Annotated in this window: 18 protein-coding genes and 1 pseudogene; 13 read left to right on the forward strand and 6 right to left on the reverse strand. The window is 69.6% G+C overall.

What is annotated here, in order from left to right; all coding sequences use genetic code 11:
• A partial coding sequence (locus AB0367_RS37730) for an acyl-CoA desaturase (RefSeq protein WP_366231323.1) occupies nucleotides 1-859 on the reverse strand: 859 nt, incomplete at its 3' end.
• 599 nt (nucleotides 860-1,458) lie between these two features.
• On the opposite strand from AB0367_RS37730, the gene AB0367_RS37735 reads away from it, so the two are divergent.
• Nucleotides 1,459-2,310 (forward strand): hypothetical protein, encoded by an 852-nt coding sequence (locus tag AB0367_RS37735; protein WP_366231324.1) that lies wholly within the window; start codon nucleotides 1,459-1,461, stop codon nucleotides 2,308-2,310.
• Nucleotides 2,311-2,468: 158 nt separating this feature from the next.
• On the opposite strand, the gene AB0367_RS37740 is transcribed toward AB0367_RS37735, so the two are convergent.
• On the reverse strand, nucleotides 2,469-2,684 hold the full coding sequence (locus AB0367_RS37740) for a hypothetical protein (RefSeq protein ID WP_366231325.1): 216 nt from the start codon (nucleotides 2,682-2,684) through the stop codon (nucleotides 2,469-2,471).
• A 531-nt stretch (nucleotides 2,685-3,215) separates the two neighbouring features.
• Here AB0367_RS37740 and AB0367_RS37745 point away from each other — a divergent pair.
• From AB0367_RS37745 to AB0367_RS37755, 3 genes are all read left to right on the forward strand, one after another.
• The gene (locus tag AB0367_RS37745) at nucleotides 3,216-3,788 is read left to right on the forward strand and encodes a hypothetical protein (RefSeq protein ID WP_366231326.1); all 573 of its coding nucleotides are present in this window, start codon (nucleotides 3,216-3,218) and stop codon (nucleotides 3,786-3,788) included.
• A 639-nt stretch (nucleotides 3,789-4,427) separates the two neighbouring features.
• Nucleotides 4,428-5,468 (forward strand): ferredoxin reductase, encoded by a 1,041-nt coding sequence (locus AB0367_RS37750; RefSeq protein ID WP_366231339.1) that lies wholly within the window; start codon nucleotides 4,428-4,430, stop codon nucleotides 5,466-5,468.
• A gap of 22 nt (nucleotides 5,469-5,490) precedes the next feature.
• Nucleotides 5,491-6,615, forward strand: a complete 1,125-nt coding sequence (locus AB0367_RS37755) for an acyl-CoA desaturase (protein WP_366231327.1) — start codon at nucleotides 5,491-5,493, stop codon at nucleotides 6,613-6,615.
• Nucleotides 6,616-6,721: 106 nt separating this feature from the next.
• Here the strand turns inward: AB0367_RS37755 and AB0367_RS37760 are convergent, their stop codons facing one another.
• The gene (locus tag AB0367_RS37760) at nucleotides 6,722-7,285 is read right to left on the reverse strand and encodes a hypothetical protein (protein ID WP_350557073.1); all 564 of its coding nucleotides are present in this window, start codon (nucleotides 7,283-7,285) and stop codon (nucleotides 6,722-6,724) included.
• Nucleotides 7,286-7,638: 353 nt separating this feature from the next.
• Here AB0367_RS37760 and AB0367_RS37765 point away from each other — a divergent pair, with 353 nt between their 5' ends.
• Nucleotides 7,639-7,866 carry a hypothetical protein gene (locus AB0367_RS37765; RefSeq protein WP_366231328.1) on the forward strand — a complete coding sequence of 76 codons (228 nt, stop codon included), beginning with the start codon at nucleotides 7,639-7,641 and terminating at the stop codon, nucleotides 7,864-7,866.
• A 645-nt stretch (nucleotides 7,867-8,511) separates the two neighbouring features.
• Here AB0367_RS37765 and AB0367_RS37770 read toward each other — a convergent pair.
• Together AB0367_RS37770 and AB0367_RS37775 are read right to left on the reverse strand one after the other, a co-directional pair.
• Nucleotides 8,512-9,174 (reverse strand): Asp23/Gls24 family envelope stress response protein, encoded by a 663-nt coding sequence (locus tag AB0367_RS37770; RefSeq protein ID WP_366231329.1) that lies wholly within the window; start codon nucleotides 9,172-9,174, stop codon nucleotides 8,512-8,514.
• An 11-nt stretch (nucleotides 9,175-9,185) separates the two neighbouring features.
• A complete protein-coding gene (locus tag AB0367_RS37775; RefSeq protein WP_366231330.1) occupies nucleotides 9,186-9,719 on the reverse strand; it encodes a sigma-70 family RNA polymerase sigma factor in 534 nt (177 codons plus the stop codon).
• Nucleotides 9,720-10,003: 284 nt separating this feature from the next.
• On the opposite strand from AB0367_RS37775, the gene AB0367_RS37780 reads away from it, so the two are divergent.
• The 7 genes and pseudogenes from AB0367_RS37780 to AB0367_RS37810 all read left to right on the forward strand — a co-directional run.
• A complete protein-coding gene (locus tag AB0367_RS37780; protein ID WP_366231331.1) occupies nucleotides 10,004-10,489 on the forward strand; it encodes an Asp23/Gls24 family envelope stress response protein in 486 nt (161 codons plus the stop codon).
• The gene (locus tag AB0367_RS37785; protein WP_366231332.1) at nucleotides 10,486-10,863 is read left to right on the forward strand and encodes a hypothetical protein; all 378 of its coding nucleotides are present in this window, start codon (nucleotides 10,486-10,488) and stop codon (nucleotides 10,861-10,863) included. The genes AB0367_RS37780 and AB0367_RS37785 overlap by 4 nt, the downstream gene beginning before the upstream one ends.
• Before the next feature lie 259 nt (nucleotides 10,864-11,122).
• Complete coding sequence (locus AB0367_RS37790; protein WP_366231333.1) at nucleotides 11,123-11,305, forward strand: hypothetical protein; 183 nt, start codon at nucleotides 11,123-11,125, stop codon at nucleotides 11,303-11,305.
• A complete protein-coding gene (locus tag AB0367_RS37795; RefSeq protein WP_366231334.1) occupies nucleotides 11,302-11,736 on the forward strand; it encodes an Asp23/Gls24 family envelope stress response protein in 435 nt (144 codons plus the stop codon). Before AB0367_RS37790 ends, AB0367_RS37795 begins: the two co-directional genes overlap by 4 nt.
• A gap of 20 nt (nucleotides 11,737-11,756) precedes the next feature.
• Nucleotides 11,757-12,293 (forward strand): DUF6286 domain-containing protein, encoded by a 537-nt coding sequence (locus AB0367_RS37800; protein ID WP_366231335.1) that lies wholly within the window; start codon nucleotides 11,757-11,759, stop codon nucleotides 12,291-12,293.
• Entirely contained in the window at nucleotides 12,293-12,868 is a 576-nt protein-coding gene (amaP, locus tag AB0367_RS37805) for an alkaline shock response membrane anchor protein AmaP (RefSeq protein WP_366231336.1), read from the forward strand. Before AB0367_RS37800 ends, amaP begins: the two co-directional genes overlap by 1 nt.
• 428 nt (nucleotides 12,869-13,296) lie before the next feature.
• Nucleotides 13,297-13,401 (forward strand): annotated as a pseudogene (locus tag AB0367_RS37810) (NAD(P)-binding protein); the annotation flags it as partial.
• 109 nt (nucleotides 13,402-13,510) lie between these two features.
• Here the strand turns inward: AB0367_RS37810 and AB0367_RS37815 are convergent.
• Nucleotides 13,511-13,666, reverse strand: coding sequence for a DUF6131 family protein (locus tag AB0367_RS37815; RefSeq protein ID WP_366231337.1), 156 nt, complete (start codon nucleotides 13,664-13,666; stop codon nucleotides 13,511-13,513).
• A gap of 614 nt (nucleotides 13,667-14,280) precedes the next feature.
• On the opposite strand from AB0367_RS37815, the gene AB0367_RS37820 reads away from it, so the two are divergent.
• Nucleotides 14,281-14,841: a DUF5994 family protein gene (locus AB0367_RS37820; protein ID WP_366231338.1), complete on the forward strand. Its 561-nt coding sequence runs from the start codon at nucleotides 14,281-14,283 to the stop codon at nucleotides 14,839-14,841.
• Nucleotides 14,842-14,892 lie beyond the last annotated feature (51 nt).

Genomic DNA, 14,892 nt, shown 5'->3' on the forward strand with positions numbered 1-14,892 from the left:
AGTCGACGAGCCGGCCGCCGCGGACGTTACGGGCGGTGAGCACCTGCCGGCGCAGGAAGTCGGTCCGGTCGTCAGTGGCGTTGATCGGCATGCCCTTGTGATTGGGCGCGAACGAGCACCCCAGATACAGACCGAACAACGCCTGCTGCACGACGATGAACGCGACCGCCTTGAGCGGGGAGAGCACCAGCAGCACCGCGGTCAGGTAGCCGGCGGTGTGCAGGAGGAGCAGCAGCGTCTCCCACCAGCGGTGGTGCAGCCCACGGGCGGTCAGGGCCCGGACGCTGGACGCGTGGAGTTGTACCGCCTCCAGCAGCAGCAGCGGGAAAAGCAGACAGCGCTGATGGCGGGCGATGAACCGGGTCACCGGACCCCGTTTGGCGCGGGCCTGCCGCGTGGTGAAGGCCAGTGCGCCGATGTCGAGGTCCGGGTCGCGGTCCTCCTGGTTGGGGTGGGTGTGGTGGCGTTGGTGTTTGTCGACCCACCAGCCGTAGCTCAGCCCGATAGCCAGGTTGGCGTGCAGCAGGCCGACGAGGTCGTTGACCCGTTTCGAGCGGAAGATCTGCCGGTGTCCGGCGTCGTGGCCGAGGAAGCCGATCTGGGTGAATATCACGGCGAGGAACGCGGCGACGGTGAGCTGCCACCACGAGTCGCCCAGCACGGCGAAGCAGGTCCATGCCGCGACGAAGAGTCCGCCGGTCACCGCGATCTTCGTCAGGTAGTAGCCGTGCCGCCGCTGCAGCAGGCCGGCTGCCTTGACCTGGTGCAGCAGGTCGGCGTAGTCGCTGCCGGGTGCCGCGACACGTTGTACGGCACTGCCGCGACGGGGTTGGTTGGTCGATGCCGCCGGTGTTGTCATGGTGGACCTTTCAGGTGCGCATCGTGATCGTGCCGATGATGCGTCGCCCGGGTTCCGGAGCCGACCGTTGCTGTTTCGCCCTTCACGGTCGCGCGGCCGCTCCCGCAACGCCGACGCTGAAAGCGGTGGCCGGTACACGCGATGGGCTACCCAGCACAGGCGGATTCAACCGTGCGTAGACGATGCCGCACCGCGGGAGTGTCGCTCGTCGCCCTCGGCCATGGTTGTCGAGCGCAGCGCTGTGGCCGGTCGCGTTGCGTTGCGGAGGTTAGCGCCGCGGGCACTCGGGTAGGTGGCGCGAAGTTGGGGGGCACCGGTTGTCGTCATCTGCCGCCCTTGCCGCCGCGGGCGTGTGGAGCCGTGGGTTGAATAGCCGGAGACCGGCCTCCGCGGCGAGCCTGATGATCCGTCCTATCGGGCGGGCACCGGCCGTGAGCACTGCGACGAGGGTGAACTCATCGGCCGAGACCAGGATGCCGACTTGGAGCTGGTGAAAGGACCGTTTCAGCAGCCGAGAGACATGCAGGCCTGGCGGAAGTGCCGCTCTTCGGCCGGCACGCATCGCCCGTCGGAACACCGTCACCGGAGAGTGGTCGGCCATGACCGTCGCGCCCGTGGCGGCGTTGGCGTTCGCGGTGGCCGCGGCGGTCAGCTACGGCGCCGGCTCGGTGACCCAGGCCCTCGCCGCCCGCCGCAGCACCGGCACCCTGCACGCCCTGCGCCACCCGCTGTACATTGCCGGCCTCGGCTGTGACCTGCTGGCCTGGCTGGCGTCCCTCGTGGCACTGCGCACCCTGGCGGTCTACCAGGTCCAGGCCGTCCTCGCCGGCTCCCTCGCGGTCACCGTCCTCGCCGCCCGCCTGCTGCTGGCCGCCCGGATCCGGCGCCGCGACTGCGCCGCCGTCGCGGTCACCGTCCTCGCGCTCACGGTCCTGGCCTTGTCCGCAGGCCCGCAGGACCAGGTCCGGCCCTCGGCCATGATCCGGTTCGGCCTGGTCGCGGCGACGGTCCTGGTCGCGGTCTGCGGATGGGTCGCCGCACGGGCGGGTTCGCCGGGTGCGAGCGCGGCACTGGCCGGGCTGGCGTTCGGCGGGGCAGCGCTGTGTGCCCGTGCGCTGCCGTTGTCCGCACCCGCGATGCGGGACGTGCCAGCCGTCCTGGGCGCGCTCGCCGCCGAACCCCTCACCTGGGCACTGGCGGGGTTCGGGGTGACCGGGATGCTGCTCTACGCGCACGCGCTACAGCACGGGCAGGTCGGGCCGGTCACCGCGGTGCTGTGGATCGTCGAGGTCATCGCACCGTCCGCCATCGGGATCGCGGTCCTGCACGACACCGTACGGGCCGGCTGGGCGCCTTACGCTGTGGTCGCGGTCCTGGCCACCGCCGCAGCCGCCGTCCTGGCCACCGCACCCGCAACTGCCGCCGCAACGGCCCACACAGCCGGCGGATGAGCACCCAGTCACCGCAACCAGTTGCAGGAGATCGGCGCGAAGATGCTGGACCTGCGCCCGCACGCACCGACGAGGCCCTTCGCAAGGCGCTTGACGCCATTCGGGCCTGACGCCGGTACCGAGGGCGAGGCCCTGACGGCAGCACCTTGCGTCACCGCTCATGAGAAGATCGGCGTCCTGCCGGTCGAGTCGGCTGCCCGCCGGGTCAGGCGTGGACCAGTTGGCGATGAGCAGTCCGAGCCTCCGAGCAGGTGTGCGCCGATCGCGGCGGCGGACACCGGTGCCCACCGGGCCCAGCCACGGGCGGCGGTGCGGGTCCGGTCGTCGGGGTCGGTGACGTCGTTCGACGCACCGTTGAGAGCGATCGCGCCCATGAGCGATCCGCCCAGCCAGACTGCGGCACCGACGTCGTGCAGCGTGCGGACGAGTGTGTCTGCGTGTAGCCGGCGTTGATGTTTACTTCCGCACACGCGGGAAGTGCGGGAGTTGCGCGTCGGCGCCATGCGGTGCGTCGTGGCGAACCTGGCGTCCGCGGCCGCCGGTACCCCCGTGGCCGGGCATGAGCTGGTACGGGCCCTGGCGCGTACGCCGACGGATCCGGTCCGGATGCCCGCAACGGTGAAGACACCGCGGACCACGGATGCCGGTGTGGTGTCCGGGATGAGGCGTCCCTGCCGATCGTGGCTTTCTGTACAACAGCCGAGGTGGACGTTGGTACGTGGGCGGCCGCCGGACCAAGCGATCATCCACCATCTGTTGGAGGACTGATGAACCACGAACGGGACGCATACGGAGCCGGTGCCGGGCGGAGGGACGAGCCCATGCCGCCCCGGCGTGACACAGGTCGCGCCCGTGACCGCGATCCGCGCTTCGATGGTGCAGAGCCGGACGACGGTGCCCGCTCGGTGCCCTCGGACCGGCACACGGTCCTCGACCGTGAGCAGGAGCGCTACGGCGGGATCAAATGGGGTTCGGCATTCTTCGGCTGGCTCACCGCCATCGGCACCGCCGTCATCCTCACGGCGTTGCTCGCCGCCGCCGGCACCGCTGTCGGCGTGGCCACCGGTACCAACGCCACGAACGCCGCCGGCAAGGCCGGCCAGCAGACGACCACGATCGGTATCGTCGGGGGTATCGCGCTGCTGGTGATCCTGTTGGTCGCCTACTTCTGCGGCGGCTATGTCGCCGGCCGGATGGCGCGCTTCAACGGTATTAAGCAGGGCATCGCCGTCTGGGTGTGGTCGATCGCGATCGCCGTGATCATTGCCGTCATCGGGGCGCTGCTGGGCAGTAAGTACGATATCCTCAGCAAACTCAACGGCTTTCCCCGAATCCCGATCAACGAGGGCGACCTGACGACCGGCGGCATCATCGCCCTGGTCGTGGCCATCGTCGCAGCTCTGGTCGGCGCGGTGCTCGGTGGCATGGCCGGCATGCGGTTCCACCGCAACGTCGACAAGGCCGGTCTCGATCGCTGAGGACGGGCTACCCGGCCATCGGACGGACCTGCGGAGCAAAGCTGTTGAACAACGCCGACCCGCGCCTATGGGGCGCGGGTCGCTCGGTTGCCGGTCCGGGATCCGTAACGGGGTGCCATGGCTGCTGCCGTCCCGTCGGCTGATTTCTGGCCCGGCAGGGCGAGACGGGCTGTGGTTTTCCAGACGCCGGCGGTCAGGTGGGCGAGGGAGCCGGTGTTGTGCCGGAACCCGAACCGTTCGAAGAGGTCGCGGACTTTCGGGGCGATCTCGGCGTACCGGTTGCTCGGCAGGTCGGGAAACAGATGGGTGGCTGTCGTCTGCAACGCCCGTGCCGATCACGCTCCGGCGTGCTGCAGGTCCAGTAGCTGCTCGCGGAAGCTGCCGCCGATGAGTGCGCGGCTGGTTCTGCTCGGCGCTGGCCGGTCCGGTGTGACCCGCAAGATCACGGCCGACGCCGGACCGACCAACGGGGCGTCATCCGGTCTCTCAGCCACAGGGCGAGGTTAGGTGCCGGTCGGGGCAGGGCAGGTGACAGCCGACGTGAAGGGGGTGCGCGGGTTGGCTCTTGCGTCCGAAGCCAAGACCGGGGCCACGGTAGAGACGGTCAGGGGAGCAAGCCGGCTCAGCGTTCGCGACCGCCTGCTCGCGGCCGCCGCGTGGTTGACCACGCCGCTCCTGCCGGACGACTATCTCGGGTTGCTCAATCCGCTGTGGTCGTCCCGGGAGGTGCGCGGACGGGTCGAGGCGGTAGTGCCGGAGACCGCGGACGCGACCAGCCTGGTGATCCGTCCCGGGCGTGGCTGGGGGCGGCACCGGGCCGGGCAGTTCGTACGGGTCGGCGTGGACGTCGGCGGGGTGCGGCATGCGCGCAGCTACTCGGTGTCCTCGCCGCCGGAACGGGCCGACGGGTGTATCACGATCACGGTGAAAGCGGCCCCGGACGGGCTGATCTCACCCTACCTGGCGCGTCGGACGGCGCCGGGAACCATCGTCCACCTCACGCCGGCGCAGGGTGAGTTCGTACTGCCGGAGCCTTTGCCGGCCCGGTTGCTGTTCCTGACGGCCGGTAGCGGGATCACGCCGGTGGCGGCGATGCTGCGCAGCCTGGCCGCGCAGGGCGAGATGCCGGACGTGGTGCTGGTGCACTCGGCACCGACCGCGCAGGACGTCATCTTCGGTGTGGAGCTGCGGGCCCTGGCCGCCCGGTTTCCGCGGCTGCGGTTGCACGAGTGGTACACCCGTGACGGCGGCCGGCTGACGATGGCGCAGCTGCGCGGGATCTGCCGGGACTGGCATCACCGCGATGTCTGGGCCTGCGGGCCGGCCGGTCTGCTCGAGCAGGCCGAGCGGCACTGGCGACGCACTGGGCTCGGTGACCGGCTGCATGTGGAGCGATTCCGGCCCGACGTGACGTCCGGCGGCCGCGGCGGCCGGGTCACGTTCACCGTCAGCGGGCGGCACGCCGACGCCGACGGCGCCACCCCGCTGCTCGTCGCCGGCGAGAACGCCGGTGTGCTGATGCCCAGCGGCTGCCGCATGGGCATCTGCTACACCTGCGTGGCCCGGCTGCGGGCCGGCCGGGTACGTGACCTGCGCACCGGTCGGGAGCACGGCGACGAGGGAGAGCTGATTCAAACCTGTGTGTCGGCGGCCGCAGGCCCCGTCGAGATCGACCTGTAGCGACCAGTTGGGAGACCTTTCAATGACAGATACCGCACCCGTGTCCGCCGGCCCGGCCGCCCATCTGTCCGATGTCGACATCAAGGAGATCGGCCGCGAACTGGACCGGATCCGGGACGAGGTGATCGCCGACCTCGGCGACGGCGACGCCCGGTACATCCGCCGGGTCATCACGGTCCAGCGGGGCCTGGAAGCCGGCGGCCGGTCACTGCTGATGGCCTCGCTGTTGCCGCCGGCGTGGCTGGCCGGCACCACGTGTCTGGCCGTCGCGAAGATCCTGGAGAACATGGAGATCGGCCACAACGTCCTGCACGGGCAGTGGGACTGGATGCGCGACCCGCAGATCCACTCCAGCACCTGGGAATGGGACTTCGCGTCGCCGGCCGACATGTGGAAACACTCGCACAACTTCGTGCACCACACCTACACCAACGTCCTGGGCAAGGACCGGGACATCGGCTACGCCTTCCTACGGGTCAGCCCCGAGCAGCCGTGGCGCCCGGTCGACCTGACCCAACCCGTCTCCAACGCAATCCTGGCGGCCGGCTTCGAATGGGGCATCGCGATCTACGACGTCGAGCTCGAACGGGCCTGGCGCGGCGAGAAGAGCTGGGCCGAAGCGCTGACCCAGCTCCGCGACGTCCTACGCAAGGCCACCCGCCAGGTCGTCAAAGACTACATAGCGTTCCCGCTGCTCGCGGGTCCGGCCTTCCTGCCCACCCTGCTCGGCAACCTCACCGCGAATGTCACCCGCAATATCTGGTCACACGCGGTCATCTTCTGCGGCCACTTCCCGGACGGCTCTGAGGTCTTCAACGAAGACCAGCTCGAGAACGAAAGCCGCGGCGAATGGTACATCCGCCAACTGCTCGGTTCGTCCAACATCGACGGCGGCCCGCTGCTGCACATCATGACCGGCAACCTCAGCCATCAGATCGAACATCATCTGTTCCCAGATCTGCCCAGCAATCGGTACGCCGAGATCGCTCCCAAGGTCCGTGACCTGTGCCAGCGCTACGGCCTGCGGTACAACACCGGCTCTTTGGTCCGCCAGACCGCCAACGTCTGGAAGAACATTTTCCGTCTAGCGCTGCCTGGGCCGAAACCCCGGCCGACGGACACCCCGCCGATCTCGGCGACCGTCTGATCAACCGGGACGCGGCCACGCCGTACGTGCGTGCGTCGATTCAGCGTCCTCCTGCCGATGGAACTGATTGAACCGCCGCCGCCCGCAGGGCGGCGGCGGGAACCTGTTATCGGCCGGCGGCGTGCGCGAGTTTGGCGCCCACGCCGGCGAGCATCCGGCTGGGGCGTTGCTGTTCGCCCTGCTGCGCGCCGAGCGCGACGATCGCGGTGGTGAGGGCGGGGGTGACCCACTGCAATGCCCGCAGCTGCTGCAGTGTGACGGCGACGTCGTGCGGGGTGGCGTCCGAAGGGACGGTACCGCCTTCAGCGGGGACCTTCCCGGCGCGGGCCAGCCTGACGCCGAGTACGCCGCTGTAGGCGGTGGTCCCAATCGCGGCGAGGGTCAGCGCGGTCTTGACCGCGGTGTTCGCGGTGACGCCGGACTGGCTGAGGACGCGGCCGCGGTTGGCGATGAGCAGTCCGAGTCCGCCGAGCAGGTGCGCGCCGATCGCCGCCGCGGACACCGGTGCCCACCGGGCCCAGCCACGGGCGGCGGTCCGGGTCCGGTCGTCGGGGTCGGTGACGTCCTTCGACGCACCGTTGAGACCGACCGCGCCCATGAGCGATCCGCCCAGCCAAACCGCGGCACCGACGTCGTGCAGGGTCCGGACCAGAGTGTGTTCCTCGTTCATGGCAATCTCCTCACGCGTTCGGGTGATGTGTGCGTTGCAGACATCAGGTCCTGACGCACTCGATGCCCCATGGGTCGGGTTCTACGCCCGCTCATGGGCTCTGTGAGGACTGCCCGTTGCTGCTGCGTGGGGCGACGAGCTCCAGGTGAAAAGCGGACACCCGGCGCTTCAAAGAGTTCATCGAGCAGCGCGGCGACGCACGGGCGCGTGGCGTGGCGACATCCCGCGCCGCGACAGGTCTTGCCCGAGGTCGCCGTACACGCTGCCCCGGCGTCTGCAGACGGGTTCGTCGGCGACCTGCGGGTAGGCGTCAGGTAACCAGCGACGGCAGAAGACGACAAGGAGTTATGCAAATGGCCGAGTCTCATACCCCTGCCGACGACATCGTCTACGACCTCGTCAGTATCCAGTACCACGCCCTCAAAGGCAGCCAGGTGTGCGCGAAGTACGCCGCCGACGCCAAGGGCCACGACGACGTCCAAGCGTTCATCGAACAGGTCCGCCGCGAAGACGCCGACCGCGCCGTGCGCGCCCACGAACTGCTGGGCAGGCTCACCGCCGAGCGCGCCGGCATCGGCTGAACCCGCAACAGCGGCGGCCAAGGCCGAGTTTCGGCCTTGGCCGCCGCCTGCTCGGCTCGGTCCGAAACACAGCACGGCGTCGCCGCGACTCCTGGCCTGCACGCCGGCGCGGCCGACGTGGCCGCTCTGCGTCACCGGCGCGATGATCACAGTTACGCTCGCCGTCTCGGCTGGTGCTGCCGGCTATCTCACCGCGGAGCGGCTCCTGTGCCTACGGAACCGCCGCACCTCGTGACCACAACGGTGGCCGGCATCCGACATCGATGAGGGCGGGCCCGAAGGGCACCGCACATGGCGCCGGACAGCACCCTCACACAGGTTCGGCCACCTATCGGGCACCCGCGTCCACGGCACCGTGCCGGCGGATGTCGAGACGGGCCCGAGGCCCGTGGTGTCGGCAGCGAGTCGACAACCATCGCGGCGCTGGTGACCGAGCTTGACCTCGACCGTCCACTCGGGACACCCGACGACCTGCTCATCCACGACCGGCGGGATCGGCAGGCCACGCGTGTACACCTCGCTCCGCGCGCTCGTCGCACCCGCCGTCGGCGAGGACGGCCGGCGGTGGCCGGGTCCCGCGACGGCATCCCGTTGCCCGCCTGGGCGCGAGCTGTGCGAGTCCGCGGCGGGGGGTAGCGTTACGCCTCATGATGGCTGGACCACGTTGTCTACGGTTACGTTGATCGTGATGTGGTGCAGGCCGATGGTGTCGCGGAGTTCGTTGATGACGCGGCGTTGTACCTCCCGAGCGACGTCGTTGATGGGTTCGCCGTAGGTGACGGCGAGGGCGAGTTCGATGGCGGCGGTCTGTCCGAGGAGGCCGACGGCCGTGTGGGGATAGCGGTGATGCCGTGTGGCGGTGTCGGTCAGGGTCGCCAGTGGCTCATGAGTGCTGCGACCGGAGGCGATGCGTACGCCTGGTACGCGCATGGCGGCGTTACGGGCCAGGACCGCCACGGCGCGGGCGGCCACCCGGATGCTGCCGGCTCCGGTCGGCTCCAGGGTGTACCAGACGTCGTGGAGCAGTTGGGCGAGGCGGCGCATGACGGTGGCGGTCATGGCCGGCGGCGCGGTGATCGGGATGGCGGCGAGGGCGAGGATTGGGGTCCACAGGTCGCCGAGCTCGGTCAGGGCAGCCCTGCAGTGGGGACAGTCTGCCTGGTGTGCGTCGAACTCGGTGGCGTTGCGGTCGGCGACGTGCTCGAGGAGGTCGTCGATGTCGGCTCCGCAGGCCAGCCGACCGTCGGGGGTTCGCAGCAGCGACGCCGGGTCGGCGCCGGGATCGCCGTACGGTACTTCGATGCTCATCGGGGGTGTCGTCACCTCCAGTCCTGCAGCGTTGTGGCAAGTGTGCGCCGTGCGCGGTAGAGGTGGCTACGGACCGCCGCGACTGTGCTGTCGGTGATCTCGGCGATCTCGTTGTAGCTGAGCCCCTCGAACTGGTGCAGGATCAGTGCGAGGCGCTGCGCGGCGGGCAGCGCGTCGATGGCTTCGGCGACCGCGGTGGCGATCAGGTCCTGTTCGGCTTGTTCTGCCGGTCCGCGTGCAGGGTCGGGCGTTTCGTTGAGCGTTTCGGTCCGCGCCGTTCGGGTGCTCTTATTCAGGGCGCGGGTGGTGACGATGCGGCACAGCCAGGTGGCGAAGCTGGCTTCGGCGCGGAAGGTGGGCAGGGCTTGCCACGCGGCCAGGAGCGCGTCCTGGGTGACGTCCTCGGCGTCCTCGCGGTTCCCCAGCAGCCTCAAGGCGACCCGGTAGGCGCGCGGGCCGTGGCGTTCGACGAGTACCTGGTAGGCGTCGAGGTAGCCCTCGCGTGCGCGCCGAACCAGGTAGGCGTCGTCGATCGCGGGTTCCATACTTTCGGGTGCTGCACGGTGGCGAAGTGAAATGTGGCGGGTAGGCCTGGCGATAAACCCGGTAACGCCTGGCGCTCACCATCCAGCGGTGCTGCAACGGCGGTCCATGAGCACGTTATGCCCCGTAGTCGGCAAAGAAACCGGTGGTCAGGGGCGCGACGTTTCGACGCCCGGGGTGTCTAAGCAGTTGAGGGGCCAGCGGCGCCGATGCCGTGGCTGGCCTGGGGCGGCCGCCGCGTTGGCCGGCGTCTTCGTCGAACTCGATCACCGAGGAGCGCAGTTCCATGACCCAGACCGTGGCACGAACCGACACCACCGCCGAGACGAGCCCGGCACCCCGCAGCACGGAAGTCACCGGTCCGGCCCGGCAGAACCGGCTGACCACCGAGGAAGGAAAGATCAGCGTTGCCGAGGGTGTGGTACAGAAAATCGCTGGCATCGCCTGCCGGGAAATCGGTGGCGTGCACGCCATGGGCGCCGGCGGCAGCCGCGCGTTCGGCGCGATCCGGGAACGGGTCCCGGGTAGCCACGGGCCCAACGTCGCCCAAGGCGTCGGCGTCGAGGTCGGTGAGACCGAGGCAGCCGTCGACCTGGACATTGTCGTGGAGTACGGGGTCAGCATCGCCGATCTCGGACGTGGCATCCAGCGCAACGTCAAACAGACTGTCGAGCGGATGACCGGCCTGGAGGTCGTAGAGGTCAATATCAACGTCGACGACGTCCACCTACCGGAGTCTGGCGAAGCCCGGGACGAGTCGCGGGTGTCATGAGCACCTCCGTCCTCGCCGGGCAGACGGCAGTGGTGGTCGACGGTGTCGACATCGACGCGGTGGCCGTTACGGTGCGGGCCTGCCCCGGTGTGGACGACCTGTACAGCGGCCGACCGGGTGGACCGGCCACGTATCTGCCTGGCCGGCAGGTCTACGGCGTGCGGGTCGACCCGCACATGCTGGAGGTTCAGGTCCGCGCGCGATGGGCCGTGCCCGCCGTCGAGGTCGCCGCGCAGATCCGCCACGCGCTGCGAGCCCTCGCGCCCGCTCGACGCGTCGACGTGATCATCGCCGACCTGACTGACCCGGCTGCACCCGCAATGGACCGTTCGGCTAGGGAAGTTCCGATCACAGTCAGCGGCCAGGATCAATGAACGAGGAACAGCAGTGGCGGGCGCGCCGCGCGTTCATCCGGGCCCATCATCCCGACCGCGGCGGCGACACCGCTGTCTTCATCGCCGGCCTGGCACGGCTCGACCACGCCGGTCCGCCGGAGGCATCCGACCGGGTGCGGGTGATCGTCATGCGTCGTCGGCCGTTGATGGTCCGATTGATCCGGGCGCTGTCGCGACGATGCCGCCGACCGGCGCGGGTCCGATAGCCGCCCCGCCGTCGCACAAGGATGTGACAGACATGAACCATATCGTCTTCGGCACTGCGGTGGGCATGGCGCTGGGATTCGCGCTGGCCTTCGGCAGCTTCGGTCAAATGTTGATCGTGGCGCTGTTCGCCGCGCTCGGCTTCGGCGCCGCCAAGGTGCTCAGCGGCGAAGTGGACCTGAGTGCCTACTCCGCCAATCGGAGCGGTAGACGATGACCGCCGCCCCCCAACCCCCGACGGTAGAAGAAGTCCCCGACCAGGCCGACGACACCGTCCCCGGGTCGATCACCATCGCCGACACGGTCGTGGCGAAGCTGGCCTCCCGCGCGGTGCTGGAAACAGCTGACGCCGGCGCCGCGGCGGCCCGCCTGCTCGGTCAGGTCATACCCGGTGCCGGGCACCTCGGTTTCCGGCAGACGAACCTCACCGGCCTTCCCAAGGCGTCCGCCCAGGTCAACGGGAACGTCGCCTTCATCGATCTGGCGATCAGCGTGCGCTGGCCGGCATCGGTGCCGCAGGTCACCGCCGCCGTCCGCCAGCACGTACGTGAACGGCTGACCGCCCTGACCGGGCTGACCATCGCCGAGGCACGCATCGCGGTAACCGACCTGGTCACCGAGATCCCACCGCCACCGCGGGCGCGGTAGAGGCGAAGGGACGCGCCGCCGTGAAACTGCTCAACCGCCTGCTCGCCCTGCTCGTCAGCCTCACCTTCATCGCAGCCGCAATAGTGCTCGTCGCGGACCTCATCGCCGCCTGGACCGGGCGCCCGCCCGCCGTCATCGACTGGCACGCCACCTACCGGTGGGCCCAGCGCACCACCTGGGACGCCGGCAGCGTCCGACTCATCTGCCTGCTGCTGTGCCTACTGGGGCTGGCCCTCCTGACCGCAGAGCTCAAGCCACGCCGACCGACCAGGTTGGTCACCGACGGCGACGACCCGGCCATCGACGCCGCCTACACCCGCCGCGGCGTCGCGCAAGCCGTCCGCACCGCGGTCACCGAAGTCGACGGAGTCGAGCGCACCACGGTCACCGTCCGGCGCCGGCGCATCCGCGTCCACGCGCACGCCGTCGCACACGAGCCGTCGCTGGCCTCCTCGATCGACGACAGCGTCACCCGCGCCGCGCGGGCCCGCCTCGACGCCCTTGACCTGCGTCGTCCACCGAAGTTGGCCGTCCGGATCTCCACCAGGGGGCGCTGATGCACGCCGACCGTGTCAACCGCGCCGCACTGGCCCTCCTCGGGCTGCTCCTGCTGGCCCTCGGCGTCTCCGGCATGCTCCTCGGCGCCGGCGTCTTCGGCGAAGATGCAGCGCACCGGAACCTGCTGGACAACAGCATCAGCCATTTCATCGGCGCGCACGGCGGCTGGGTGTGGCCAGCCGTGGCCGTGATCGCGGTCGTCATCGCACTGTTGAGTCTGCGTTGGCTGCTCACCGTCCTGTTCTCCACCGGCCGGCTCGCCGACATCACCGTGGCAGGAGACCACTCCGCCGGGCGCACCACCCTCACCTCCACTGCGCTGGGCGACGCACTGTCCGGCGAGATCGAAAGCTACCGGGGCGTGCACTCCGCCCGGACCCACCTCGAAGGCGACCCGACCAAACCACAGCTGGCCGTCACCGTCAACACTCAACAAAACGCCGACCTGGCCGCGCTGCGCCGGCACATCGAAACCAACGCGCTCGCCCACGCGCGCCACGCCCTCGGCGTCCCCGACCTGCCCATCCGGCTCGACATCACCGTCACGAGGCAGCGCTCCGCCCGGGTCACCTGAGCGGATTCCCCGTGGGCATCTGAGTGCAACCTACGGTGGAACACTCGTCCTGCCGAGTGCCAGCAACAAAGCCTCACCGCGGCGGGTTGGCGTCATCGCCCTCGGCCGCGAACCGGCGTTGAGCGAGCGTGCCGTCCGAGAGCCCGGCGACCAACAAAACCGGCATCCCGCCGCTGGCGGGTACACCACCGGTCGGGCAGGTAGCGGGTAGTCGAACAGCCGCCTGCGGGTGATGATTGCGACCTTGTCTTCCTCGCGGTGCCTGTCCGTGTGGAGAAGGACGTCGCCGTTGACGGCGTGTCAGATCGGGACGGGATCGTGCCCGCGCGCACCACCCGGCCAGCACGCGCACCACCCGGCCAGCAGGAGTCCGCGGCGGGCACCGTGCGTGATCGCCGGGCCTGCCGATTCCGTCGCAAGGGACCGACATGTCACACCTCGTGCAACGACCGATCATCGTCATCGGGGCCGGTCCGGCGGGACTGACCGCCGCGTACAAACTGGCCCAACGCGGTGTACCGGTTCGCGTTCTGGAGGCCGACGACATCGCGGGCGGTTCAGCCGTACCGTCGAGCGCGAGGGCTGGCGCTTCGATGTCGGCGGGCACCGGTTCTTCACGAACGTGCCCCAGGTGGAGGCCAGCTACCAGTAGTGCCGTCGCCCGGCGACCGGCCGCCCCACCGCGCCCAGGAGGAACAGCACCGCCCCGATCACGAGCAGGATCACGCCAATGATCGTCAGGATCGTGATGTGCAGGAAAAATCCAAGCAAGAACAGGATCACGCCGAGGATGAACATCAGGCCCCCTAAAGCGAATCGTCCGACTCTCCGTCCTACCCGCACGTCGGTTGTTAACCCGGTGTCGGCGGGGAGCGGGTCGTTTCCGCGGTGCAATGAGCTTCGAGAACGGTCCAAGAGGCCGAGAGCGCAGCCAAGGAGAGCGACGGCCCCGCGGACACGTCCTCCGCGGCGCGCCTGGTCCGGTGCCGATCCTGTCTGCAGGCCGCCTGCGGCGTGGACAGTACGACGGCGGGATCGGATGAGCTCCGCCTCGGCCTCGGAGAAATGCTGAATCTCCAGCTTGTGGAACAGTTCCAGGTCGGGGCAGGCCCACCAGGTAAGCCGAGCGCGGGTCGGCGATCGGGACGCAGCACCTTCGGTTCGGTCCCCCGGTCGACCCCATACGATGAGACCGCAGAGGCCGTCAGGAGCGTCGACAGGTCAGCGCGTCATTCCCGGGCCGCGTTGCAGGCGTAGAGTTGGCTTCGGCACTCCAGAGCCCGGTGACCGATACGTACACCGCCGTCGGACCACAGTCCGCTCGGCACGGACCGAGCCGTGCCGACGCAACTGCAGGCTCCCGTACCGGTCATCGTCCCGGTGGCAGCCGCAGGTCAGGAGAGGGGCGAGTCATGTTCACCGCCGCCCAGCGCGCCACCGTCGTTCCGCCAGAACCACCGACCCAGCCGAGGCTGTCGCTCACCGCTGTACGGGCCACACGAGCTGTCCTCGACGGCGGGTGGTGGCCCCGCTCCAGGGACCCGGTGGCGGAACTTCCGGGCTTGATCCTGGCCCTGAACGAACGGTACGGACCGGTCCGTCAGCTGATGCTCAACAGCCACAGCTGGGATTGCCACTTCCGGCGCCTCGCGGTCGGCAGCCGCGTGGTGCGGGCCGGATGGTTCAGCACCGTCGACCCCGCCATGTTGATCGCCACCACCGAGCGCGGCGACCAGCTCGACCTGCTCGTCGTGCCACCCGAGGTCCCCGCCGCTACCGCAGACATCGCCATGGCCACGGCCGCCGACCCGAGCAATCAACTGCACGCTCCGGCCATCCTCGCCGCATCCCGCACCGCACGGACCGCGGCACGCGGCGAAGGCGTCGACCCGGCCACCGTGTGGGACAACGAAGGCGGCCACAGCGCCCGGGAGTTGCCCCCTGATCTTGGACACTTGAACCTGGGATGTTGATGGTCCCGGGAGATCAGGAGTCCTGGAACACGATGGTGAATAAGCACTACC

It is taken from the genome of Dactylosporangium sp. NPDC051484 (assembly GCF_040689395.1).
Taxonomy (GTDB): domain Bacteria; phylum Actinomycetota; class Actinomycetes; order Mycobacteriales; family Micromonosporaceae; genus Dactylosporangium.